This window comes from Massilimicrobiota sp. An80 (assembly GCF_002159255.1).
In the GTDB taxonomy this organism is placed as follows: domain Bacteria; phylum Bacillota_I; class Bacilli_A; order Erysipelotrichales; family Coprobacillaceae; genus Allocoprobacillus; species Allocoprobacillus merdigallinarum.
In genome coordinates this window covers 23,685-47,943 of sequence record NZ_NFHI01000015.1, presented here as the reverse complement: position 1 = coordinate 47,943, position 24,259 = coordinate 23,685, and the positions used below count along the sequence as shown (strand labels likewise).

Genomic DNA, 24,259 nt, shown 5'->3' with positions numbered 1-24,259 from the left:
GATGGTACTGATAGTTTGAGCATCCAAAGGATCAGATTTGGATATATTATGGCTTTCTCTCCATTTATTAACGAAATCAGTATTGAGCTGATGGATTTCTTCATCGCTGTTACAGTTTTGTTTAATAAAGCTGTAGACATTAGTAGAATAGATACCAGTGACCTCCAAAGCAAAATAAGTGTGAAGACAGTGTTGATCATTGGAATACTTTCTCACAGTATTTAAAAACTCAACAACATCAGATTTAATGAACTTAAAAGATAATTTTTTTCTAAGGAAACGGGGTTTGACTGATCTTAATTCAGGGACAGCCAGAACAGCAGCATCAGCCTTGCCTTTAGAGACATCAATGCCAACAAAAAGATTGTAATCGTTATTTTTCATAAAAAATGACCTTCTTTCTCAAGTATGAAAATGGTTTTGAATTGCACCTCTAAATCAAGACAAACGCAACCTCGCAAATACGGAGACAAGTGAGAAACACTGCTGCAACAAACTCATTCGGGTATAAAGCACGCCTTGAACAGAGGATTAAGTCTTTTTGAAGCGGAACATAACGAGATGGCCGCAGAGGTGGAGAATAAAACCTTGATTCAAAACGAAACTATTATCTTAAAAAGAGAGTGTAGAAGCAAGGAAATTTTTAAACAATCGAGATATCTCAATTGTTTAAAAAAGGAAATCCTTAATTCAAACTTCTATACATATTATACGAGAGGTGGTCATTATGAACGAACACGATTCAACACGCTATCTTTTTGCACAAAGTATTAAAGATTTAATGACAAAACAGTCATTAGATAAAATGACTGTTACAGATATTGTGAAACATAGTGGAATGACAAGACAAACTTTTTACCGCTATTTTAAAGATAAATACGATTTGGTTAATTGGTATTTTGAAAAACTGGCTGATAAATCATTTCGACAGATTGGCAATTCTTCAACACTGAGAGAAGGACTGATTAAGAAATTTACTTTTTTACTGAATGATAAAATCTTTTTTATGCAGGCGTTCCAATCTAAGGATTATAATAATGTCGAAAATTATGATTATCAGTGTATTTTAGAGTTTTATCAGAATATTATTTATAAAAAAATAGGAAATATTCCTACGGATATTATGTTTTTATTAGAAATGTACTGTCATGGTTCTATCACAATGACAGTGGAATGGGCGATTTCAGGAATGAATAAGACACCTGAAGAAATGGCTGATTTATTAATTCAGGCTTTACCTCCTAAATTAGAACAATTGTTATCTGATTTATAGTTTTAATGAGCCTATATGAGACATGTTAATATAAAATTCTTATGAAAATGTTTTATGAAGTAAAGTGACAAACGCTTTCATTTGTCACTTGTTTTTATTTTCACAAGAATGTTAAAATAGAATCAGCAAAATAAAGGAGATGTAATAAAAATGGCAAACAGATTTGTATTAAATGAAACAAGCTATCATGGAAAAGGAGCAATCAATGAAATTGTTACTGAGGCAAAAGCAAGAGGTTTTCAAAAAGCATTGGTTTGTTCTGATCCGGATTTAATTCAATTTGGAGTTACAAAAAAAGTAACAGATTTATTAGACGAAGCAGGATTAGTTTATGAAATTTATTCAGATATTAAAGCTAATCCAACAATTGAAAATGTACAACATGGTGTAGAAGCATTGCATAATGCAAAAGCTGATTATATTATAGCTATTGGTGGTGGATCATCAATGGATACTGCTAAAGCGATTGGAATTATTGATCGTAATCCAGAATTTGGAGATGTAAGAAGCTTAGAAGGTGTTGCTGATACTAAAAATCCATGTACACCAATCTTTGCAGTACCTACAACAGCAGGAACAGCAGCTGAAGTCACTATCAATTATGTTATTACTGATGCACAAAAAGATAGAAAAATGGTATGTGTAGATGTTCATGATATTCCAGTTGTTGCTTTTGTTGATCCTGATATGATGGCAAGCATGCCTAAAGGTTTAACTGCTGCAACAGGTATGGATGCATTGACTCATGCGATTGAAGGATATATTACTAAAGGAGCATGGGAAATGAGTGATATGTTCCATTTAAAAGCAATCGAAATCATTGCGAAAAACTTAAGAGGAGCTGTTGAAAATACACCAGAAGGTAGAGAAGGTATGGCTTTAGGTCAATATATCGCAGGTATGGGATTCTCTAATGTTGGTTTAGGATTGGTTCATAGTATGGCACATCCTCTTGGAGCATTATATGATACACCTCATGGTGTGGCAAATGCGATTATTTTACCAACAGTTATGGAATACAATGCACCATATACTGGTGAAAAATATAAAGATATTGCTGAAGCAATGGGTGTTGATACAACAGGTATGAGCCAAGATGAATATCGTCAGGCTGCAATCAATGCTGTTAAACAATTATCACAAGATGTTGGTATCCCAGCTGATCTTAAAGATATTGTGAAAGTTGAAGATTTAGACTTTTTAAGTGAATCAGCTTTAGCTGATGCATGTTGTCCAGGAAATCCTAGAGATACAAGTGTTGAAGAAATTAAAGCATTATATCAATCTTTATTATAATAATTCACAAAGTACATCTGTCATGGGTGTACTTTTTTTGTTATAATAAAAATGGAGTGTGAAAATAGATGGAAATGATTAACCAAACATTAATAATGTCTTTTTTAGGGATGATTGCAGTTAGCAGTATTGTTTTTCCTATTCTTTTTCTTGTACAAAAACGTAAACAACATCGTGAATGGATGCAGTGGTTAGAGATGAAAGATAAAAATAAATCTTAAGATGGATTTTATTGATAATTTTAAAAATGATATTATACTATAAAGTAGAGGTCGTTTGACAATTCAATGGTTTTATAGTAATATTTAGGAAATTTATGTGATGAGAAGGAGATATGTATCAAAATGGACTCGAGTCAGATAGTCATGATTTTTACTTTTATTGTGCTTATTTCATTATCGGCTCTTTTTTCAATGAGTGAAACAGCGTTTATGTCAATCAATAAAATAAGAGTAAAGACATTGGCGGAGGAAAATAATAGGAAAGCGATTCTCATTCGGTCATTATTAGAAGATCAGACACGTTTATTAAGCTCGATATTGGTAGGAAACAATTTAGTCAATATTGCTGCTTCTTCTTTAACGACATCTTTTGTGATTAGTATTTTAGGTAATGAAGGAACGGGTGTTGCACTTGCCACAGGTGTTGTGACTTTAATTATATTAATTTTTGGTGAGATTACGCCTAAATCTCTAGCTACGCAAAATGCTGAATCTATTGCTTTTGGAGTATGTCGTTTCATTAAGTTTATCGTTATTATCTTTACTCCTGTTGTGGCTATTTTAAATATTGTTTCAGGCTTTTTTGTTCGTCTTTTTGGTGGCGATGCTAACAAAGGTCCAACAATGACAGAAGAAGATTTAAAAACCATCGTTACTGTTTCTCATGAAGAAGGCGTTTTGGAAGATGAAGAAAAAGAAATGATTCATAATGTGTTTGAATTTGGTGATACTGAAATTAAAGAAGTCATGACCCCAAGAATTCATGTTGAAAGTATTTCTGATGATACGACTTATGATGAAATTATTTTGGCTTTTAGAGAATCTCAATTTTCAAGATTACCTGTTCATAATGATTCATATGATGAAATTATAGGTGTATTATATATTAAAGACTTGTTTTTATATGATGTTCACCGTGAAGATTTTGATGTAACAAAAATCATGCGTGATACTTATTTTGTTTATGAATTCAATCAGATTTCTGATGTTTTTGAAGCTATGCGAAAAGATCATGTGTCATTAGCGGTCGTATTAGATGAATATGGTGTCATGAGTGGAATTGTAACTTTAGAAGATATTGTAGAAGAAATCGTTGGCGAAATTGATGATGAATATGATGAAGTTGAACAGTCCATTGTTGATTTGGGTCAAGGTGAATATCTCATTGATGGAAGTTTGAATATTGATGAGGTTAATGATGTTTGTGAAACATCATTTGATTCAGAAGATTTTGAGTCTATTGGTGGTTTGGTTTTAGGACAGTGTAATGGAAGTCCTGAAATCAATCAGGAAATCATTATTGATTCGGTTATATTTACAATCAAAGAAATTGATAAGAATAGAATTGTATTGTTGCATTTAAAAAAGGGATTTGAAAATGAAGACGAGAAAGGGGAGGAAAAACAAAGTTAATGTTTTTCCTCTCTTATTGGTGGGAGGCCATTTATGAGAGAATTCTATGAGCGATGTACAATTATATATGATGATTATCGTACTGCTATACCATCGTATGCTGCTGCGGCCTTATCTTTTTATCTTCTGTTGCTGTTAATACCAGCATTTACATTGATTGCAATAGGAACATCACTGTTTAATATTGATATGACTATTTTACAGAATATTATTGAACAATTTGTAGTCAAAGAATATGCACAAATGCTGATAGATATTTTACAGTCACGTTCTTTTAATACTGTTGCCTTTGTCACAATCCTTGTATCTATTTATACAGTATCAAGAGGTGTTGGTAACATATATGAAATTAGTAAACGTATGTATCACCCAGAAACAGAAGAAACTATTTTAGGGTATTATATATATACAATTAAAGTAACAATTTATCTGTTATTGTTATTGATTGGTGTCATCGCAATCACAGCAATTGGCCCTTTAGCGTATATTTTTAATTTTTTATATTCTTATGCGGGTATTCGTCATATTTTATTATATGCTTTGATTTGTTTTTGTTTGACGGGCATTTATATGATTGTACCAAGAATGAAAATTCATTATAGCGATGCTTTTCAAGGGGCATTGGTTGCCAGTGTATTACTATTGATATTATACTATGCATTGAGTTTTTATTTTCAAATTGCTGATTATCAGTCCGTATATGGGCCATTGGCTTCTATTGTAATTGTTTTGTTTGTTTTTAACTGGACTGCCGAATTTTTCTATGTTGGCATGTATATTACAAATATATTATATTTCAGGAGGATCTCTGATGAGAAAAGAAAGAGTAGAAATAAAGAAATTGGGAATTAATGGTGAAGGAATAGGGTATATTGAAAAAAAGATATGCTTTATTCAAGATGCTTTGCCAGGTGAAATTGTAGATGTTGAAATCATTGAAAGAACACGTCAATTTACAAAGGGAAAAGTTGTCAGATATATTCAAAAGTCACCATATCGACAACCATCAGTTTGTAAAGAGTACACAAATTGTCAAGGTTGCGCTTTAACAACACTTGAATATTCAAAGCATTTATCATTTAAAAAAGGATTATTGAAAGATGCCTTAAAGAAATACACACATTTTGATGTAGAACGTTTACCTATTCAAAAAACAATAAAAGCACCTGAAACTTTACATTATCGTCAGGTTGTGTCTTTGCCTATAACATATTTTAAAGGAAAAGTACATGCTGGAATTTTTCAGCGTGAAACAAAATATTTAACTTTAATGAATCAATGTTCAATGCAAGATTCATTGATCAATATATGTATTCAAAAAATTGAAGATATTTTAAATGAACATCATGTCAGAGATTATAACGATAAAGTTAAAAAAGGTTTACGTTTTATGCGTATGCGAAATATTGATGGACAAATTCAAGTTTTATTTGTGACTGGACAGGATGGCATGAAACAGGAAGTCATCAATGATATCAGTCAAATTCCTGAAGTGAAAAGTATCTGGTATACAATCAATACAACACGTTATCAGCAATTTGAAATGCAAGGATATAAAAAGGCTTATGGACAATCTTATTTGCCATTCCAGTGTTTTGATCAGAAGTATTTATATTCGATAAAATCTGAATTTCCTGTTTATCCTCAAATGGAAAAAATAAAACTTGATACAATTCGTTCTTTATTATCTGAAGATTCAAAGATTTTATCATTGAATTGTGGAATAGGTTTATTAGAACTTTCTTTAAAACAAAATATTGTTGCTGTTGATGAAAAGAATTATCATATTCATGATGCAAAAGAAAATGCAAAATTCTTGGTTAAAGATAATGTTCAATGGATTTGTCAAAATGTTCATGAAGCATGTATTCAACAATGCAAGAAGAATCATTTTGATGAAGTGATTGTAAGAAGTTCTGAATTAAGTGATGCTTTTAAACAAAGTTTTATCTTATCAAAAATAAAACATATTATATATGTCAGTGATCACCCATCTTCTTTAGCGAAAGATTTAGAAGAATTGGATAAATATTATCGTATAGAAAAGATCATTCCTATAGATACATATCCATATTCTGCCAAATTTGATACAGTGGTTAGTCTGATTAGAAAATAGTTTCCTTTTATGGGAAACTTTTTTTGTGAACATTTTGTGAACATAGGATATAATTCTATTTCCAAATACATAAAAAAATGCTATACTATACTAGTATTTTAAAGATATGGAGGGATATAATGTCAATTTTATCTGGAAAAGGAAAAGTAAAGTTAGATGGCCAAAAAGGCTTAACTAAAGATAAACCTATTTTGACTATCGAAACACCTGACGTTATTTATGTTCCCCTTGTTTTAGGAGTTGCAACAGATTTTGATGTCCATGTTAAAGAAGGAGATCATGTCTGCATTGGAACAAAATTGGCAACACGTAAAAGTATGTACGTTCCAATTTATTCTCCAGTTTCTGGAACAGTTAAGGGAATAGAAAAACGTATGCATGCTTCAAAGCGTTTACAAAATCATATTGTGATTGAAAATGATCATAAAGATGAAAGAGTAAAAGCATATGAAGTCAGTGATCCTGATCATATGAGTCAGGAAGATATTATTAAAGCCATTAAAGAATTGGGAATTGTTGGATTAGGTGGTTCTGGATTCCCAACATATGTTAAATATGAAAATGTTCAAAACATTGAAACAATTTTAATTAATGGTGTAGAATGTGAACCATTCTTAACAAGTGATCATGTCGCTATGAAAAGAGATATTAAAGCACTTTTTGATGGGACACATTATTTAATTCAAGCTGCGGGAGCTAAAAAAGCCATTATTGCTATTAAGGAACATAAACCTGATTTAATGGAACTCTTAGTAGAAGAAGCTAAAAACTATGATAACATTGAACCACGTGAAGTTCCTGATCGTTATCCTATGGGATGGGAAAGAGTATTGATTCGTACAGTCTTTAAAAAGGAATATGATCGTTTACCTGCTGAAATAGGTGTTATTGTCAATAACTCATCAACAGCAATTGCTGTTTCTAAAGGAATTCGTCAAGGCGAAGCAATTACACGTCGTGTTGTGACATTCTCTGGAAATGGTTTGAAAGAACCACAAAATGTTGATGTCGCAATTGGAACACCAGTTAATTATATTGTTGAAAAAATTGGTGGATATATTGATGAAGATTGTGATGGATTCTTAGTTGGTGGTGGACCAATGATGGGAAAATCTGTTATGAATGATACATTTGTAATCTATTCTCATAACAATGCCATTACAGTTATGAAAAAAGAAAATATTCAACCATTACCATGTTTAAAATGTGGTGAATGTACATTGCACTGTCCAATGCATTTGCAACCTGTACGTATTATGCAGGCAGAAAAGGCAGCCAATGTTGAACTTATTGAAAAATTAGATACATCTCGTTGTGTTGAATGTGGTATGTGTACATATATTTGTCCAAGTAAGATTGAAGTGACAGATATGGTTGCAAAAGCAAAACGTCGTTACCAGTTAGCACAAAGAAAAAAGAATGCGTAGGGAGGGTGAAGATTAATGAAAATTACTTTACAAAGAACATCACCAAATTATAGACAAAAGCTCTCTACACATCGTATTATGAGAGATTTAACAATTGGTCTTTTGGTGCTAGTTGCTTATTCTTTATATTATTATTACTATAACTTTACAACAAATGATCCATTGATGCATGTTGCATTGATGTATATTGTTTCTTTAGTTGTTGCGATTGCAACTGAAGCTGTATGGGCACTTATTCATAAAGAAAAAGTTCTCACTTATTTGAAAAATAGTTTTGCATGGGTAACAGCTATTATCTTTACATTAACATTGCCAGCTGGAACACCTTTATATGTGACAGCTATTGGTTCATTTATTGCTATATTCTTTGGTAAATTAGTTTATGGTGGTTTTGGACACAATATCTTCAATCCAGCTTTAGTTGGTCGTGTTGTTGTACATTTGGCTTATGGTGCAGAACTGATTGCAAATATTCCTGATACTGTAAATGGTATTGATATTGCAACAAAAGCAACACCAACAACAATGTTGGCTGGAACTTCATGGCTAGGTGGAGAAAGCTTCTCTTATACTTTAGGTGATTTATTCTTCGGTAATCATACTGGTGCTTTAGGAGAAACTTGTATTGTATTGATTTTAATTGTTGGAATTATATTAGCTATCAGAAAAGTTTATGATGCGAGAATTCCAGTTGCTTATATGGGAACAATCTTAGTTTTAGCTGAAGTGTTTGCTTTAGTGAATGGATTAGATCCTATAAGTTATCCATTAATTCATTTCTGTTTAGGTGGAGCAATGTTTGGGGCTGTCTTTATGGCAACGGACCCAGTTACATCACCATCTAGTCCGTTAGGAAAGATTATTTATGGTATTTGTTTAGGATTTTTAACAATGATTATTCGTTTAAAAGCGAATTATCCTGAAGGTGTATTATTCTCAATTTTAATGATGAATATGTTAACACCATTAATTGATTCATTTGTTTTAGGTAGAACTGACCAAAATGTTGGTAAACAATGGGCTGCTATTGGTATTAGCTTAGTTGTAGCTGTTGCATGTGTCTTTGGTATCAGCACAGGTATTAAAAATGATGTTGCTGCAGCTGAACAGGAAGCATTAGAAGCTCAAAAAGCAAAAGAGGAAGAAGAAAAGAAAAAGGCTGAAGAAGAAGCTAATAAAGTTCAATGGACATATCTTGAAACAACTGATGATGGATATGTCATGCAAGTTAATGGATTTGGTGGAAGTGCTAATCCAATGAAAGTGGCAGTTAAAATTGATGGTGATACAGTTGAATCTGTTAAAGTTCTTGAATACGCTGGTGAAACAGGTGGATACGGAAAAGATTTAATCGAATCAGGAACAGGTGGAAATTTAAATGAAAAAGCCAAAACTTTCTATGATCAAGTGTTAAATGGTAGTCTTTCTACAAGTGATGTTGATGGTATTGATACATCAACAGGTGCGACAGTCACTTCAAAAGGAATTGTCAATGCTATAAAAGGTGCGATTGAACAAGCTCAAAAAGCACCGGTTGTTGATGGTGATACTTACACATATACTTTAACAGCAAAAGGATATGGTGGAGATGCTAATCCAATGACAGTTAAAGTTTCTGTGAATAAAGCAAATGAAACTGTCACAAAAGTAGAAGTTGTTGAATACGCTGGAGAAACAGGTGGATTTGGAAAAGATTTAATCGAATCAGGAACAGGTGGAAATTTAAATGAAAAAGCCAAAACTTTCCATGATAATGTTTTAAATGGCGAAACAAAATGGGCTGATGTTTCTGGAATTGATACATCAACAGGAGCAACAGTTACAACAAAAGGAATTGTCAATGCTATTCAGGAAGCTATTGATCAAACAAAGTAGGAGGGAAATAAGATGAAAAATATTGTTAAATTAACTGTTTTCCTTGCAATTGTGGCTGGCTTAGCTGGAGGCGCTTTGTCATTTGTTAATGGCATGACAGATCCCATTATTCAAGAACAAAAAATTGCCAGTGTTAAGGAAAATTTAGTCAAAATTTATTCTAGTGGTGAAGAATTTAAAGCTTTAGATGTTTCTTTAAGTGATTATCCTGCTTTGGTTTCAGTATATGAAGCCGATAAAGGTGGAAGTGCTGTAGGATATATTTATGAAACTGCTGCTCAAGGATATGGTGGAGAAGTTAAAGCTTTGATTGCTTTAGATAAAGATGGAACATATAAAGGATTACAAATTATTGATTGCAGTACTGAAACAAAAGGTATTGGTGATCAAGTTGCTGGCGAAGCATTTATTAGTAGTGTTGTAGGTAAGAACATTGGTGATTCTATTGATACAATTTCTGGTGCTACCATTTCTTCAACAGCTGTTGTTGAAGGAATTGAACAAGCAACACAACATTACAATGAAAACTATAAGTAAGGAGGGAACATAGATGAAGAAATTTGATATATTTAAAAAAGGGTTAATTGCTGAAAATCCAATCTTTGTTTTATTGTTAGGTCTATGTTCATCCCTAGCAATTACAACTTCATTAACAAATGCAATTGGTATGGGAATGGCTGTTATTTGTGTTTTGTTAATGAGTAACTTTATTATTTCTTTATTAAGAAAAATCATTCCTAACGAAATTAGAATACCTGTATTTATTGTTATTATTGCAACACTTGTTAAATGTGTTCAAATGCTTATGAATGCATATACACCTGCTTTGTATGAATCATTAGGTGTTTTCATTCCTTTAATTGTTGTCAATTGTATTATTTTAGGAAGAGCAGAAAGCTTTGCTTCTAAAAATGGTGTTGTTGACTCTATTTTAGATGCTTTAGGAATGGGGCTTGGATATACATTTGCAGTTGTGATTATTTCATTCTTTAGAGAATTAATTGGAACAGGTGGTTTATCATTATATAATCCATTTGATGCAAGTCAGATTATTTTCCAATTTAGTTTCTTTAGTGATTACGCAATCAGCTTGTTTACTCAACCTGCTGGAGCCTTCATTACTTTAGGAACAATTCTTGCGTTTATTCAATTCTTAAAAGTAAGAAAAGCTAATAAAGCAAAGAAAGCGGAGGTCAAATAGTTTATGGAATTAGTCAGTTTATTTGTAGGTTTAACGTTTGTTAATAACGTTGTATTAAGTAAGTTTTATGCTATTTGTCCATTATTAGGTGTTTCTAAGAAACCTAAAAATGCTTTGAACATGGGATATGCTGTTACATTTGTCATCTTCTTAGCATCAATTATCACATATCTTTTATACTATTATGTATTAACTCCATTAAATATTACTTATTTGGATTTAATTACATTTATCTTGGTTATTGCGTCTTTAGTACAATTTGTTGAAATGTTCTTGAAAAAGACAAGTCCAGAAATTTATAAATCAATGGGTGTCTATTTACCTTTGATTACAACAAACTGTGCTGTATTAGGTGTAGCATTAGATAATATCAGTGCTGGTTATACATTGATTGAAGCTATGGTTGCAGGTCTTGCAGTACCAATTGGATTTACAATTGTTATTTATGTTTTTGCGACAATTCGTGAAAGATTAGACATTGCAAATGTTCCTGAAAGCTTTAAAGGAACACCAATTGCATTAATTACTGCTGGTATTATGGCATGTGCTATTGCCGGAATCGCAGGTCTTGTTTAATGACTATTTGGGCAATTATTTGGCTAGTTATTTTAATAGCCATCTTTATTGGAACATATTTATTAAATAAACACACACCAAAACCAGAAGGGTGTGAAGATATGAGTGAATGTGTGGGCTGCAATAACATTGCTTGTTCTCATCACAGTGCTCATCATAAGGAGGAAGTCAAAGATGCAAATTAGTGCTATTTTAGCATTGCTTGTTATTGGAGCTGTACTTGGATGTGTTTTAGGTATAGCGAATCAATATCTTCGTGTTGAAGAAGATAACCGTATCAGCGATGTTACAGAAATGTTGCCAGGTGCCAATTGTGGTGGTTGTGGTTATCCAGGATGTGCTGGTTTTGCTGGTGCTTTGGTTGAAGGAGAAGCATCAAAAGTGTCTGCCTGTGTTGTCAGCAATCAGGAAACAAGAGAAAAAATTGCAAATTATTTAAATGAAACACCTGGACCAGATGGAAAAACAGTAAACGTTTCAATTTAAATGTTTGATATGGAAATTGACTATGAAGTGTCAATTTCCTTTTTTTTATATTTTTGTTTTGAGTGATCATTTTAAAAATACTGGACTTCTTATATATTAATGCTTTACATTCAAAAAAATGTGTATTATAATACTGTTCGTAACCGAACAATGGAGGTGGTACGATGTTTAGAGATCCAATTGGATATCGTATTAAAACATTAAGCAATTTAATGAAAAGAAATATGGATAAACATTTGGGACCCCAACATGATAGAGCGACAATGATGCAAACATGGATCATTGGTTTTATTCAATTAAGAGACAGTGAAGGCAAGGATACTTTTCAAAAGGATATTGAAGAGGAATTTTCTATTAATCGTTCAACGACTTCTGAAATGCTGACCTTGATGAATAAGAGGGGGTTGATTGAACGTGTTCCTGTAGATTATGATGGACGTTTGAAAAAAATTGTTTTAACCAAAAAAAGTTTAGAGATTCATGAATGGATTAATCAGGCTATGATGCAACTTCATGATAAATTAACTGATGGTTTAACAACTCAACAAATTGAAACATTTATAGATGTTGCGGATCATATGATTCAAAATATGTCTAAAAATGAACAGGAATCTACAGATTAGCAATCGTGTTGGTTACAAATCTTTAAAGAAGGGGTGGTTATATGGTTATTAAAACATTGATGAAACAAATCAAACAATATAAAAAAGATTCTTTTTTAACAATGTTTTTTGTTATCGTCGAAGTTATTTTGGAGATTTTGATTCCTTTGTTAATGGCAAGAATTATTGATTTAGGAATTGAAGCTGGAAATATTAATGCTGTATATAAATATGGATTTATCATGTTTATTATTGCAATTGGAACTTTATCAACTGGTTTTTTAGCTGGGAAATATGCCGCAAAGGCTTCAACAGGATTTGCTGCTAACTTAAGAGATGGAATGTATACAAATATTCAATCATTTTCATTCTCTAATATAGATAAATATAGTACTGCTGGACTTGTTACACGTTTAACAACAGATGTGACGAATGTTCAGATGGCTTATCAGATGATTATTCGTATGTGTATTCGTGCACCAATGAACTTAATTTGTGCCCTGACAATGGCTTTTATGATTAATCATGAATTAAGTTTGATTTTTGTTGGAGCAATGGGATTCTTAATTATTGTTTTAGGATTTATCATGATTACAGCGACACGTTATTTTAATCAGGTCTTTCCTAAATATGATGATTTAAATGAAAGTGTTCAAGAAAATGTTGTCGCTATTCGTGTTGTCAAATCATTCGTCAGAGAAAAATATGAAAATGAAAAATTTAAAAGAGCTGCACAAAATATCTATCGTTTATTTGTAAAGGCTGAATCTGTATTGGCTTTAAACAACCCTGCTATGATGACAGCTGTTTATGGATGTATTTTACTTTTATCATGGTTAGGAGCAAAGAGTGTTGTTGGTGGAACTCTAACAACAGGAGAATTGACGACATTATTTAGTTATATCATGAATATTTTGATGTCATTAATGATGTTATCTATGGCATTTGTTATGATCACAATGTCATTTGCTTCAGCAAGACGTATTGCCGAAGTTTTAAATGAAAAATCAGATTTGGTTTCTCCTGAAAATGCCTTAAAAACAGTGAAAAGTGGATCTGTCACTTTTGATCATGTGACTTTTTCTTATAAACATGGAACAGGTGAACCAGTACTTAGAGATATTGATATCCACATTCACTCTGGTGAAACAATTGGAATTATTGGTGGAACTGGAAGTGCTAAGAGTACACTTGTCAGCTTAATCAGTCGTCTTTATGATGTTGATCGAGGAAGTGTTATTGTTGGTGGTGAAGACGTTAGAAAATATGATTTGGAAGTATTAAGAAATGAAGTAGCTGTTGTTTTACAAAACAATGTCTTATTCAGTGGAACTATTTTACAGAACTTAAGATGGGGAAATGAAAATGCGACTTTAGAAGAATGTCAGGAAGCATGTCGTCTGGCTTGTGCTGATGATTTTATTCAAGATTTCCCTGATAAGTATAATACTTATATTGAACAAGGTGGAACAAATGTTTCTGGTGGACAAAAACAACGTTTATGTATTGCCAGAGCATTGTTAAAGAAACCAAAAATATTAATTCTGGATGATTCAACAAGTGCTGTTGATACTGCGACTGATGCAAGTATTCAAAAATCATTTGAAGAACGTATTCCAGATACGACAAAAATTATTATTTCACAGCGTGTATCAAGTGTGCAAAATGCAGATCGTATTATTGTATTAAATGATGGTGTTATTGATGATTTTGATACACATGAAAATTTATTAAAAACAAGTGGTATTTATCGTACAATATATGAAACACAGACAAAAGGAAAGGAGGAAGCATAATATGAAAAAACAAAATGTTTTAGCACGTCTTTTAAAGAAAGTCTTTAAACGTTATGGTTTGGCTATAGTTATTGTTTTAATATGTATTATTGGACAGGCCATTTGTAGTGTACAGGGCCAAGTATTCCAACAAAGATTAATTGATGATTATATTATGCCTTTAATAGGGCAGCCTTCTCCTGATTTTTCTGGATTGTTTTCTGCTCTTTCTGTTATGGCTTGTTTCTTTTTGGCAGGAATTGTTTTTGCTTATGCCTATAACCGTATTATGGTTACTGTTACACAAGGTTTCTTACGTGATTTACGTGTAGAAATGTTTGAACACATGGAATCATTACCAATTCGTTATTTTGATAGAACAACTCACGGAGATATTATGTCTGTTTATACAAATGACATTGATACTTTAAGACAATTAATTAGTCAATCTATTCCACAGTTTACTTCAAGTGCTATTACAATTATGACTGTTCTTATATCAATGTTAATGTTAAATGTGACTTTAACATTAATAAGTGTCATTATGGTTTGTATTATTCTCTTTGTTTCACGTTCTATTGGAAGACGTTCAGCAAAATATTTTATTAAACAACAAGAAACATTAGGAAAAGTCAATGGTTATATTGAAGAAATGATTTCTGGACAAAAAGTTGTTAAAGTGTTTAACCATGAAGAAAAAGCTATTGAAGGTTTTAGAGATATTAACGAAGAATTACGTCAAAGTTCATATCAAGCTAATAAATTTGCCAATGTTTTAATGCCAGTTACCATTCAGGCAGGAAATATGTCATATATTTTATGTGCGGTGATTGGAGCTGTTTTGGCATTATCTGGTTTTGATTCTTCATTAACAATTGGAACACTTGTTGCATTTATGACATTGAATAGAAGTTTTAATAACCCAATTGGACAAGTGTCTATGCAAATCAATTCTATCGCTATGGCACAAGCTGGAGCGAAACGTATTTTTGAATTGCTAGATCAGGAAAAAGAAGTAGATGAAGGTATCGTGACATTATGTCGTGTAGAATTTGTTGATGGAAAAATGGTGGAAACTGATAAAAGAACAGGACATTGGGCATGGCGTCATCCAAGAGCAAACGGTGAAGTAGAATTGGTTGAAATGAAAGGTGACTTGAAATTAGAAAATGTCAACTTTGGTTATTTTGATGATCATATGGTTTTACATGATATTGATGTATTTGCTAATCCTGGTGAAAAAATTGCTTTTGTTGGAGCAACTGGTGCCGGTAAAACAACTATTACAAACTTAATTAATCGTTTTTATGATATTCAAAGTGGAACGATTACTTATGATGGTATTGATATCAAATTAATTAAGAAAGATGATTTACGTCGCTCATTAGGTGTCGTATTGCAAGATACACACTTATTTACAGGAACTGTTATGGATAACATTCGCTATGGACGTTTAGATGCGACTGATGAAGAATGTATTGAAGCTGCTAAACTTGCTAATGCAGATGCTTTTATCAAACATCTACCTGATGGTTATGATACAATGTTAACTGGAGATGGAGCGAATCTTTCTCAAGGGCAAAGACAATTGATTGCGATTGCTCGTGCTGCAGTTGCGAATCCTCCTGCTTTAATCTTAGATGAAGCTACTTCATCTATTGATACAAGAACAGAAACTCTTGTTCAAAAGGGTATGGATGGATTAATGGAAGGAAGAACAACATTAGTTATTGCTCATAGATTATCTACAATTAAAAATAGTGATTGTATTATGGTTCTTGAACATGGTCATATCATTGAAAGAGGTAACCATGAAACATTGATGAAACAAAAAGGTAAATATTATCAATTGTATACAGGAGCTATTGAAATGGATTAAGGTCGTCAGACCTTTTTCTTTTTAAGCACATTCGTTGTAAAAATAAGAAGTCTATGTTAAACTCTGTATGTAATCAAAAAAAGAAAACTATAATAAAATAAAGGAGGGCATTTTATGTCAGAAGTTTTACATGTTAACAGTCAGGAATTTGAAAATGTTATTGCTCAAAATGATGTTGTTTTTGTAGATTTTTTTGCAAACTGGTGTGGACCATGCAAAATGTTGGCTCCAAGTATTGATAAATTGGCACAGGAACATCCTGAAGTCAAAGTTGTGAAAGTAGATGTAGATCAAGAACCTTCTCTTGCAATGCAATTTGGTGTACAATCTATTCCAACATTGATAACTTTTAAAAAAGGACAAGCTGTCAATCGTCAATTAGGATTTGTTCCTTATGAAACTTTAGAAAATATGTTGAAATAAAAAATATCTCCTAGATTTTTTCTGGGAGATATTTTTTAAGTCTTTTTTGTCCTTCGTCTGATAAAACAATATCTGTTTCAGCAAAGTATTGAGCTAAGACATCAGCGTCTTTAAGAATCTCACTATATGCATCATCAACTTTATCTTTTTCACTATGTCTAGCAATGGCTTGTTGAATAATAGCTTTTTCATCATCCTGAAATTCACTTAAAATACTACTGATCCATTCACTACATCTTAGACCATGCTGGAATGAGGAATGTTGAGTGAATTGAATGTAGTCATGAAATAATCCAATGATGCCTGCAAGTTCAACATCTAAGTGATGTTCTAAGGCAAGTTTCTGACATAAAGTAGAGACTTGAATGCTGTGTAGTAAAGCTTTTTGCTTATAAATACCATGACATTGTTCTTCAATATGTGTAAAGAAATAGTCTTTTAATGTTTCATAACGATTCATCTTCTTAACCCCTTTGGATATAAGTTTTTAGCTAAGCCTTGACTTTCTTTATAAAAAGAAAGAGGATAATCTTCTACAAAAATGACACCATAACCTTTGTGGTTTGATCCCTGGATGGCTTCTCCATGCAAATACTGTTTGATTTCATCATCATTTTCATGAAAACGATAAAACTGTTTGACGTCTTTTTGAGTTAATGTTAAAGCTAAAGCAAGACTTGGTTCAAATCTGTTTTTCTTACATTCCCCTAGATAAAGTCCATTGCGTAAAACACGTATTCCTTGTAAATCAGGGAATTGAGGCATGAGAGCATAAATATGATTATGATTGTCATAAAGATAATCAGGAGTAGGAATGTTGAGATATTTCTGATAAAATTCATCAACCAGTTTTTGATTTTGTTTAGAAATATGAGGTTTCATAGGCTTGTATTTTTTAGATACAGACTGACCATTTTTTTGAATGCAGGCAATGAAATGTCCCTCGCCCTGATAATGATGCGGATATAAACGAACAACTCCATCTAGTCCAATGCCATTAGCCATTCCATGACTTCTTTTGAGTGGCTTTAAACAACAATCATAACGTTCAAGAATATATTTGATCTGTTCTTCATTTTCTTTTGTATTATATGTACAGGTAGAATAAATCAGTGTCCCTCCAGGCTTTAACAATTGCATCGCCTGATCAATCAATTGTCGTTGAATATAGGCACATTCCTTTACTTTTTCAGGGGACCATGTTGTGATAGCTTGTTCATCTTTTCTAAACATTCCTTCACCACTACAAGGTGCATCTAAAATGATTTTATCAAAAAATTCAGGAAGAATTTTTGTAAATTGAATAGGATCACAATTGGTTGCAATGGTATTTTTTAAACCAAACCTTTCAATATTTTCAGAAAGAATTTTGGCACGCAATGTATTGATATCATTGGTAATCATTAAGCCTTGAGGACCTAATCGACTAGCCACTGCACAGCTCTTTCCTCCTGGAGCGCCACACATATCTAAGATATAATCATCTTTTTGAATGTCTAAAAAATGAGCAACAAGCATGGCACTTGGTTCTTGAATATAATACAAACCACAAGAGAAAAAAGGAGATTTTCCTAGTGGGTATTTTTCATAATCAAAATAATATCCATCTGGTACAACTGGATGAGGAGAAATAGCATCCTGATTGAAATAATGTAAACAATCCTTTTTTAAAGGATTTAAATAAAAAGCTTTAACAGGAGGCTTTTGTAATGATTGTATAAAATCATCATATTCATCTTTTAATATTGTTTTCATTTCATTTTTAAATAATTCATTCATTTTGTTCACCAATGCTATTATACAAGTGAAAAATGTCTATGTAAACTAGAAAAGATATGTTAAAATAAGAAACGGTGATGGTATGAAAAGGTGTCAATGGGCTTATAATGAGCGTTTAATCGCTTATCATGATCATATATGGGGTATTCCTCAACATGATGAAACGCAATTATATAAAATGTTAGTTTTAGAAGGTTTACAGGCAGGACTGAGCTGGGATATTATTTTAAAAAAAGAAGAATTATATGATAAGGCTCTTGATCATTTTGATTATCATCGCATTGCCTTATATGATTCAAAAAAATATGATGAGTTAATGCGAACAGAAGGATTAATCAAAAATCGTTTAAAAATGAAGGCAATTATAACGAATGCCAAAGCTTTTCTTGAAATTCAAAAACAATATGGAAGTTTTGATTCTTTTATATGGTCTTATGTTGATTTTCAACCGGTTCAACATCATTATCAGACATCACAGGATGTTCCATCAAGTGATGAACTATCTACACAAATTTCTAAAGATTTAAAAAAACATGGTTTTTGTTTTGTTGGTCCAACAATTATATATAGTTATTTGCAGGCTATTGGTATATATAATGATCATGAAATAAATTGCGATTTTTATTGATTTTTAAAAAGATATGTAATATAATAAATAAGCAATTTGATTTGCCTGAGTGGCGAAACTGGTATACGCACAGCACTCAAAATGCTGCGACCTATGTCATGTCGGTTCGAGTCCGACCTCAGGCACCAATTGAATACAAAATCATGGAAAAGATTTCTTTTTCATTAACATGAAGGTATCGAACAAGATAAAGAATTTTGTTCGATATTTTTTTATGGCTCAGGACATATTTTTATACACAAGATGATGAATTAGTTTGACTGATAGCTATTTCAAGGATTTTTGCGTGATAGATTTTCATATAAAATTCGACAGGATAAAAGAAAAAATGACTATATTTGATAATATTCTTGCAAAAAAATGACGAAAAAGTGAAGAAAATAGATCAAAAACATATGTTATTCTATGAATATTTTGGAAATATTGTAAAATAAAATCAGGAGGTGTAAAAATATGTTAGAAAATCATATTTTTGAATGTGTTGATCATATTTATGATGATATTATTTTAAATGGATCTGATGAATTAAAAGATATTATTCGTCAATTTGAAGATGTAGCAGGAGATGAAAGTCCTTATTTTTTAAAGAAAGGTATTATGTTAGCCATGACATTATGTTTGAATCAGCTTCAATTTCAGGATGAATTGTTTGAAGGTGTTTTACAGGAATATTTAGAACATATGATGGAAGCCATTCCTGAAATGAAGAAAACAGTCATATGTCGTATTGTGGTTAGAGAGTTAGAAAAGTATATTCATCGCCAGGTACGTATCCCTTATCATATGCCTTTAGATGAATTGGCATATTATATATTAACCATGTTTCAGGCAGAGGGTACTCATCTTTTTACATTTATAACTGATCAGGGAAAATTTGGTTGTGATCAATGTGATGAAGAAATGTTAGATGATTATGCATCAGATGTTTTCTTAGATGAACTAGATTTGAAAAAGGGAGATACTTTTTCGTTATGGTATGATTTTGGTGATGATTATATATTTGATATTCAGATTCAAGATATTGAACAACACCCAAATGTACAAACTCTTCATGATATAGAAATTATGGCTGGAGAAGGCTTTGGTATTTGGGAAGATGAACATTCACTTTTGGATATGTATTATCATGATAGACAAGCTTTCGTTGAGCATATTCAAGATTTAGGTTTGAATTTGGATGACTTTATTTTTGAAGAATTTGATGTAGATACTGCAAATGGTGCTTTATTTGATGATTATGAATTTTTAAAACATGCTTATATGTATGATGAATATGAAATGTAATGGTTTGTGTTTTTGAATGGAGACTATAAAAACGTGATTTGAGGATGGAAAATAAAGATAAAATAGATATTCTGTTGATATTGAAAAAAATATTTGACAATATAAAAAAGCTTGTTATAATGTATTAGTGCAATAAATGATAGCAGCACATAGAGGGTTAGCCCATGCGTTTGTGACAAAGGGATGTAGAGTATCTTGCTGCAAAGAGAAATACTTAGTACAAACACACCCTAACTGATCTATGCATGTTATTGTTTTATGCCAAATAAAACAATAGGAGGAAAGAAAATGTCACGTTATACTGGACCACAATGGAAAAAATCTAGACGTTTAGGTTTTTCAACATTAGAAACTGGTAGAGAATTAGCAAGAAGACCATATGCACCTGGTCAACATGGTCAAAAAAGAAAGAAATTAACAGAATATGGATTACAATTAGCTGAAAAACAAAAAGTAAGACATATGTATGGAGTTAATGAAAAACAATTCCATAACACATTCAAAAGAGCTGGAAAAATGGAAGGAGTTACTGGTTACAATTTCTTCTGTTTACTAGAATCTAGATTGGATAATATTGTTTATAGATTAGGTTTTGCAACAACAAGAAGACAAGCAAGACAGTTAGTTAACCATGGACATATTTTATTAAATGGAGTTAAAACTGATATCGCTTCTTGTCAAGTTAAAGTTGGAGATGTTATTTCTGTAAAAGAACGTTCTCGTTCATTAGAAATTATCAAAAACGCTTTAGCTTCTCAAACACATGTACCAGGATTTGTTGAAGTTGATGCTGATAAAATGGAAGGTAAATTTATCAGATTACCTGAAAGATCAGAATTAAATCAAGAAATCAATGAATCACTTATCGTTGAATACTACAACCGTTTAGGATAAGATGATCAATATCAAAGTATTGGACAGTTATTTTGTTCAATACTTTTTTCTTTTGATGGCAGTATATCTCTTGTCTATGTAGGATTTTGGAAAAAGATGATGAAATACCTTTCTATTTATGATAAAATAAAACTTAGGAAAAGAGAGGAATTTTAAATGATGGATAATATTATGAGATTGATTGAACAAATAGGTATACGTAATCTCATTTTTATAGGTATAGGTATTGTTGCGCTTGTAATACTACTTTTATTTTATAGGGGAATGAGATTAAGAAAATATAGGAAATTAATTGTGGATGTAGAAAATCGCATGAATGGCATTAAATCACTGCCATTACAATATCGTTTAGGAAGAGTCCACAGTATTTCTAAAAATATGCCAGAGGTTCTGGAAAAATATGAAGAATATGCACAGGAATTTGAACGTATTACAGATTATCAGAAAAATCAATTAGGTGTATTGGTTAATGAAGTAGATGAACAGCTTTTTTATGGTAAACTTAGAAAAATATCTTCTAAAATGAAAGAATTAGAAAGCATGCTGAAAATCTATGAAGATGATTCTCAAGCTTTACTGGCAAAAATTGAAGAGATTACTGAAATTGAGAATGTTCAAAGAGTTGAAATTATTCGTGTGAAAGAAAAGTATCGACAATTGATAGATCGCTATGAAACAATTCGTTTTAAAGTGGAAGATTTTGTTAAGGGCATTAAAAATATTTTTAATAATCTTGATGATTCTTTTGTAAAGCTTGAAGATATGATGAATAATCAGAGGTTTGAAGATGCAAAAAATTTAACACAGGATATTGATAAAAAAGTAGACTGGTTAAATGCCCGATTACAGGAGTTACCTGATTATATCGCTATTGTCAGACAGTATATTCCTAAAAAGATTCATTATTTGGATAATTTGATTAAAGATATGTCTAATGGAGAATTTGCGTTAGAAAAGTTAAATGTATCTGCACGTTATCAGGCCATCCAATCCACTTTAGAAACAACAACTCAACATATTCAACAATTACAATTAGAAAATGTTGGCGAAGTCTTACAGAAATTAGTTGATGATATTGATGCTATTATTAAAGATTTAGAAGTCGAAAAACAATCATATGATGATTTTAAAACAAAATGGGATGAATCTTATACAGTTATTACTCAGATTTATGATCAGTATAAACAAGCTTTAATTGATCAAAATCGTATTGAAAATTTATATTTGATTAATGAAGATTATGTTGATATTCAAGAAAAATATAAGGACTTTGATCAGATTTTAAGAGAATCTTATGATTTAGAAGAAGAAATGAATGCAGGTGATTTTTCTTACTTACAAATGATTGATAAAGTTGAAAAGATAAAAAATGCAGCTTTAACTCATCAGGATGACTTAAATTCATTCTTTGCATTTCGTGATCATTTATATTTACAGGAACAGCGTGCTATTGATGAGTTAGAAAATATTAATATTGTATTATTGGAAATCAAATCTGAAATTAAGAATAAACACTTACCTATGATCAATGAATCTTACAAAGATTATATTCAAGATTCATACGATAAAGCAGCACAGATTCAAGCCTATCGTATGCACCGTCCAGTGGAATTATCTGAATTATCTAAACGTGTTGATAGTGCAAGAGATATTATTTATAAATTATATGATAATGTCCATAACTTAATTGTCACAGCTGAAATGGTTGAAGAAGCTATTGTTTTTGGAAATCGTTATCGTTCTACTTTTTTAGAGGTGAATACTGAATTAACAAAGGCAGAAGTCTTATTTAGAAATGGTGAATACACAAAAGCTCTATCAACTGCAGTAGATATTATTGAAAAGATTCAGCCAGGTTCATATGAAAATTTAATTCAAAAAACAAGCGAAAAGTCCTAATTTGGACTTTTTTAGTGGCTTTTTCTTAATAAAAATGGTATATATACATATAATGAACTATGGAGGAAAGATATGATTTATTTAGATTATGTATCAACAACACCATTGAACCAAGAAGTGAATCATATGTATCAGTCATTATTAAATGATTATTTTGCTAATGCTGATTCGTTATATTCTTTAGGATTAAAAACAAGTGCTTTAATGGAAAAATCAAGAGAATTAACAGCACAATTATTACATGTTTTACCAGAAGAAATTATTTTTACAAGTGGTGCCAGTGAATCTAATAGTGCAGCTATTAAAGGATGTGCTTTTCAATATCAAAATAGAGGAAAACATATCATTACAACTGCAGTAGAACATTCCAGTGTTTATCAGTCATGTATTCAATTAAGAGATGTCTTTGGTTTTGAAGTTGATTTTATATCAGTAGATGTTTCAGGAAATCTTGATTTAAAACAGCTGGAAGAAGCAATCAGACCAGATACAATTTTAATCACGATGATGTATGTGAATAATGAAGTGGGAATGGTTTTTCCTATTGAAAAGGTTTATCAGATGATTCAAAAGATCAATCCAAAAATAAAATTACATGTCGATATGGTACAGGCTTTAGGAAAGATGCCTATTGATCTCACTCATGTAGATTTAGCGAGTTTTTCAGCACATAAAATTTATGGATTAAAAGGAAGTGGTGTTTTATATAAAAAAACATCTACGTCATTAGTTCCATTAATTAATGGTGGTCAGCAGGAACATCAATTGCGTGGAGGAACATCTAATACAGCTACACATACAATGTTTGCGAAAACATTAAGATTAGCTCTAGAAAATTTAGAACAGAAATATCAATACGTGACTTCTTTGAATCATTATATAAGAGAACAGCTCACTCAGATACCTGATATTGTCATCAATACACCTAGTGAGCATGTTTCACCATATATTCTCAATTTTTCATGTGTAGGGTATAAACCAGAAGTGATTTTACATGCTTTAGAAATGTATGAATGTTATGTATCAACCAAAAGTACCTGTTCATCTCATAAAAATGATATTTCAAGAACATTACAGGCGATGGGAATTCGAGAAGATATTGCTAAAAGTGCGATTCGTATTAGTTTTTCTCATCATACGACACAAGATGAATTAGATGAATTTTTATTTTATTTAAAGAAAACTTTAAAAACTATTAAGAAACAGAGGTAA

25 protein-coding genes and 1 tRNA gene are annotated in these 24,259 nt (G+C 31.5%); 23 read left to right on the top strand and 3 right to left on the bottom strand.

The window, feature by feature from the left end; genetic code table 11:
- The coding region (locus tag B5G32_RS05905) for a transposase (protein ID WP_143746605.1) at window positions 1-384 on the bottom strand (384 nt) is incomplete at its 3' end.
- A 343-nt stretch (window positions 385-727) separates the two neighbouring features.
- On the opposite strand from B5G32_RS05905, the gene B5G32_RS05900 reads away from it, so the two are divergent.
- The 17 genes from B5G32_RS05900 to trxA all read left to right on the top strand — a co-directional run bounded on the left by B5G32_RS05900 (window position 728) and on the right by trxA (window position 16,563).
- Entirely contained in the window at window positions 728-1,273 is a 546-nt protein-coding gene (locus tag B5G32_RS05900) for a TetR/AcrR family transcriptional regulator C-terminal domain-containing protein (RefSeq protein ID WP_087936114.1), read from the top strand.
- A gap of 150 nt (window positions 1,274-1,423) precedes the next feature.
- The gene (gene fucO / locus B5G32_RS05895; protein ID WP_087297107.1) at window positions 1,424-2,569 is read left to right on the top strand and encodes a lactaldehyde reductase; all 1,146 of its coding nucleotides are present in this window, start codon (window positions 1,424-1,426) and stop codon (window positions 2,567-2,569) included.
- 68 nt (window positions 2,570-2,637) lie between these two features.
- Window positions 2,638-2,790 carry a hypothetical protein gene (locus B5G32_RS13930; RefSeq protein ID WP_164483495.1) on the top strand — a complete coding sequence of 51 codons (153 nt, stop codon included), beginning with the start codon at window positions 2,638-2,640 and terminating at the stop codon, window positions 2,788-2,790.
- A 123-nt stretch (window positions 2,791-2,913) separates the two neighbouring features.
- Window positions 2,914-4,203: an HlyC/CorC family transporter gene (locus tag B5G32_RS05890; RefSeq protein ID WP_087242978.1), complete on the top strand. Its 1,290-nt coding sequence runs from the start codon at window positions 2,914-2,916 to the stop codon at window positions 4,201-4,203.
- A gap of 33 nt (window positions 4,204-4,236) precedes the next feature.
- Complete coding sequence (locus B5G32_RS05885) at window positions 4,237-5,055, top strand: YihY/virulence factor BrkB family protein (RefSeq protein ID WP_087242976.1); 819 nt, start codon at window positions 4,237-4,239, stop codon at window positions 5,053-5,055.
- On the top strand, window positions 5,015-6,319 hold the full coding sequence (gene rlmD / locus B5G32_RS05880; protein WP_087936113.1) for a 23S rRNA (uracil(1939)-C(5))-methyltransferase RlmD: 1,305 nt from the start codon (window positions 5,015-5,017) through the stop codon (window positions 6,317-6,319). Before B5G32_RS05885 ends, rlmD begins: the two co-directional genes overlap by 41 nt.
- Window positions 6,320-6,438: 119 nt before the next feature.
- Window positions 6,439-7,746 carry an RnfABCDGE type electron transport complex subunit C gene (locus B5G32_RS05875; RefSeq protein WP_087242972.1) on the top strand — a complete coding sequence of 436 codons (1,308 nt, stop codon included), beginning with the start codon at window positions 6,439-6,441 and terminating at the stop codon, window positions 7,744-7,746.
- A 15-nt stretch (window positions 7,747-7,761) separates the two neighbouring features.
- Complete coding sequence (locus B5G32_RS05870) at window positions 7,762-9,621, top strand: RnfABCDGE type electron transport complex subunit D (protein WP_087936112.1); 1,860 nt, start codon at window positions 7,762-7,764, stop codon at window positions 9,619-9,621.
- A gap of 12 nt (window positions 9,622-9,633) precedes the next feature.
- Window positions 9,634-10,158: an RnfABCDGE type electron transport complex subunit G gene (locus B5G32_RS05865; protein WP_087242969.1), complete on the top strand. Its 525-nt coding sequence runs from the start codon at window positions 9,634-9,636 to the stop codon at window positions 10,156-10,158.
- A 13-nt stretch (window positions 10,159-10,171) separates the two neighbouring features.
- Window positions 10,172-10,822 (top strand): electron transport complex subunit RsxE, encoded by a 651-nt coding sequence (gene rsxE, locus B5G32_RS05860; RefSeq protein WP_087242967.1) that lies wholly within the window; start codon window positions 10,172-10,174, stop codon window positions 10,820-10,822.
- 3 nt (window positions 10,823-10,825) lie between these two features.
- Window positions 10,826-11,398 carry an electron transport complex protein RnfA gene (locus B5G32_RS05855; protein WP_087242965.1) on the top strand — a complete coding sequence of 191 codons (573 nt, stop codon included), beginning with the start codon at window positions 10,826-10,828 and terminating at the stop codon, window positions 11,396-11,398.
- Window positions 11,398-11,583: a hypothetical protein gene (locus B5G32_RS05850; RefSeq protein ID WP_087242963.1), complete on the top strand. Its 186-nt coding sequence runs from the start codon at window positions 11,398-11,400 to the stop codon at window positions 11,581-11,583. The genes B5G32_RS05855 and B5G32_RS05850 overlap by 1 nt, the downstream gene beginning before the upstream one ends.
- Complete coding sequence (locus B5G32_RS05845) at window positions 11,573-11,884, top strand: RnfABCDGE type electron transport complex subunit B (protein WP_087305438.1); 312 nt, start codon at window positions 11,573-11,575, stop codon at window positions 11,882-11,884. Before B5G32_RS05850 ends, B5G32_RS05845 begins: the two co-directional genes overlap by 11 nt.
- Window positions 11,885-12,048: 164 nt before the next feature.
- Window positions 12,049-12,507 (top strand): MarR family winged helix-turn-helix transcriptional regulator, encoded by a 459-nt coding sequence (locus B5G32_RS05840; protein WP_087304557.1) that lies wholly within the window; start codon window positions 12,049-12,051, stop codon window positions 12,505-12,507.
- 41 nt (window positions 12,508-12,548) lie between these two features.
- Window positions 12,549-14,282: an ABC transporter ATP-binding protein gene (locus B5G32_RS05835; RefSeq protein WP_087242957.1), complete on the top strand. Its 1,734-nt coding sequence runs from the start codon at window positions 12,549-12,551 to the stop codon at window positions 14,280-14,282.
- Between the two features lies 1 nt (window position 14,283).
- Entirely contained in the window at window positions 14,284-16,140 is a 1,857-nt protein-coding gene (locus tag B5G32_RS05830) for an ABC transporter ATP-binding protein (protein ID WP_087936111.1), read from the top strand.
- A gap of 114 nt (window positions 16,141-16,254) precedes the next feature.
- Window positions 16,255-16,563, top strand: a complete 309-nt coding sequence (gene trxA, locus B5G32_RS05825) for a thioredoxin (protein WP_087242953.1) — start codon at window positions 16,255-16,257, stop codon at window positions 16,561-16,563.
- Window positions 16,564-16,573: 10 nt separating this feature from the next.
- Here trxA and B5G32_RS05820 read toward each other — a convergent pair whose 3' ends face one another.
- Both B5G32_RS05820 and B5G32_RS05815 read right to left on the bottom strand, forming a co-directional pair.
- Window positions 16,574-17,023: an HD domain-containing protein gene (locus tag B5G32_RS05820; protein ID WP_087304554.1), complete on the bottom strand. Its 450-nt coding sequence runs from the start codon at window positions 17,021-17,023 to the stop codon at window positions 16,574-16,576.
- Entirely contained in the window at window positions 17,020-18,342 is a 1,323-nt protein-coding gene (locus B5G32_RS05815) for an RsmF rRNA methyltransferase first C-terminal domain-containing protein (RefSeq protein WP_087936110.1), read from the bottom strand. The genes B5G32_RS05820 and B5G32_RS05815 overlap by 4 nt, the downstream gene beginning before the upstream one ends.
- Window positions 18,343-18,424: 82 nt before the next feature.
- Here B5G32_RS05815 and B5G32_RS05810 point away from each other — a divergent pair, with 82 nt between their 5' ends.
- From B5G32_RS05810 to B5G32_RS05785, 6 genes are all read left to right on the top strand, one after another.
- Entirely contained in the window at window positions 18,425-18,970 is a 546-nt protein-coding gene (locus B5G32_RS05810; RefSeq protein ID WP_087936109.1) for a DNA-3-methyladenine glycosylase I, read from the top strand.
- Window positions 18,971-19,013: 43 nt separating this feature from the next.
- A tRNA-Leu gene (locus B5G32_RS05805) sits at window positions 19,014-19,098 on the top strand.
- A gap of 325 nt (window positions 19,099-19,423) precedes the next feature.
- Window positions 19,424-20,254, top strand: coding sequence for an IS1096 element passenger TnpR family protein (locus B5G32_RS05800; RefSeq protein WP_087936108.1), 831 nt, complete (start codon window positions 19,424-19,426; stop codon window positions 20,252-20,254).
- 288 nt (window positions 20,255-20,542) lie between these two features.
- Complete coding sequence (gene rpsD / locus B5G32_RS05795; RefSeq protein ID WP_087242940.1) at window positions 20,543-21,148, top strand: 30S ribosomal protein S4; 606 nt, start codon at window positions 20,543-20,545, stop codon at window positions 21,146-21,148.
- 159 nt (window positions 21,149-21,307) lie between these two features.
- On the top strand, window positions 21,308-23,047 hold the full coding sequence (locus B5G32_RS05790) for a septation ring formation regulator EzrA (RefSeq protein ID WP_087936116.1): 1,740 nt from the start codon (window positions 21,308-21,310) through the stop codon (window positions 23,045-23,047).
- Between the two features lie 72 nt (window positions 23,048-23,119).
- Window positions 23,120-24,259 carry a cysteine desulfurase family protein gene (locus B5G32_RS05785; protein WP_087936107.1) on the top strand — a complete coding sequence of 380 codons (1,140 nt, stop codon included), beginning with the start codon at window positions 23,120-23,122 and terminating at the stop codon, window positions 24,257-24,259.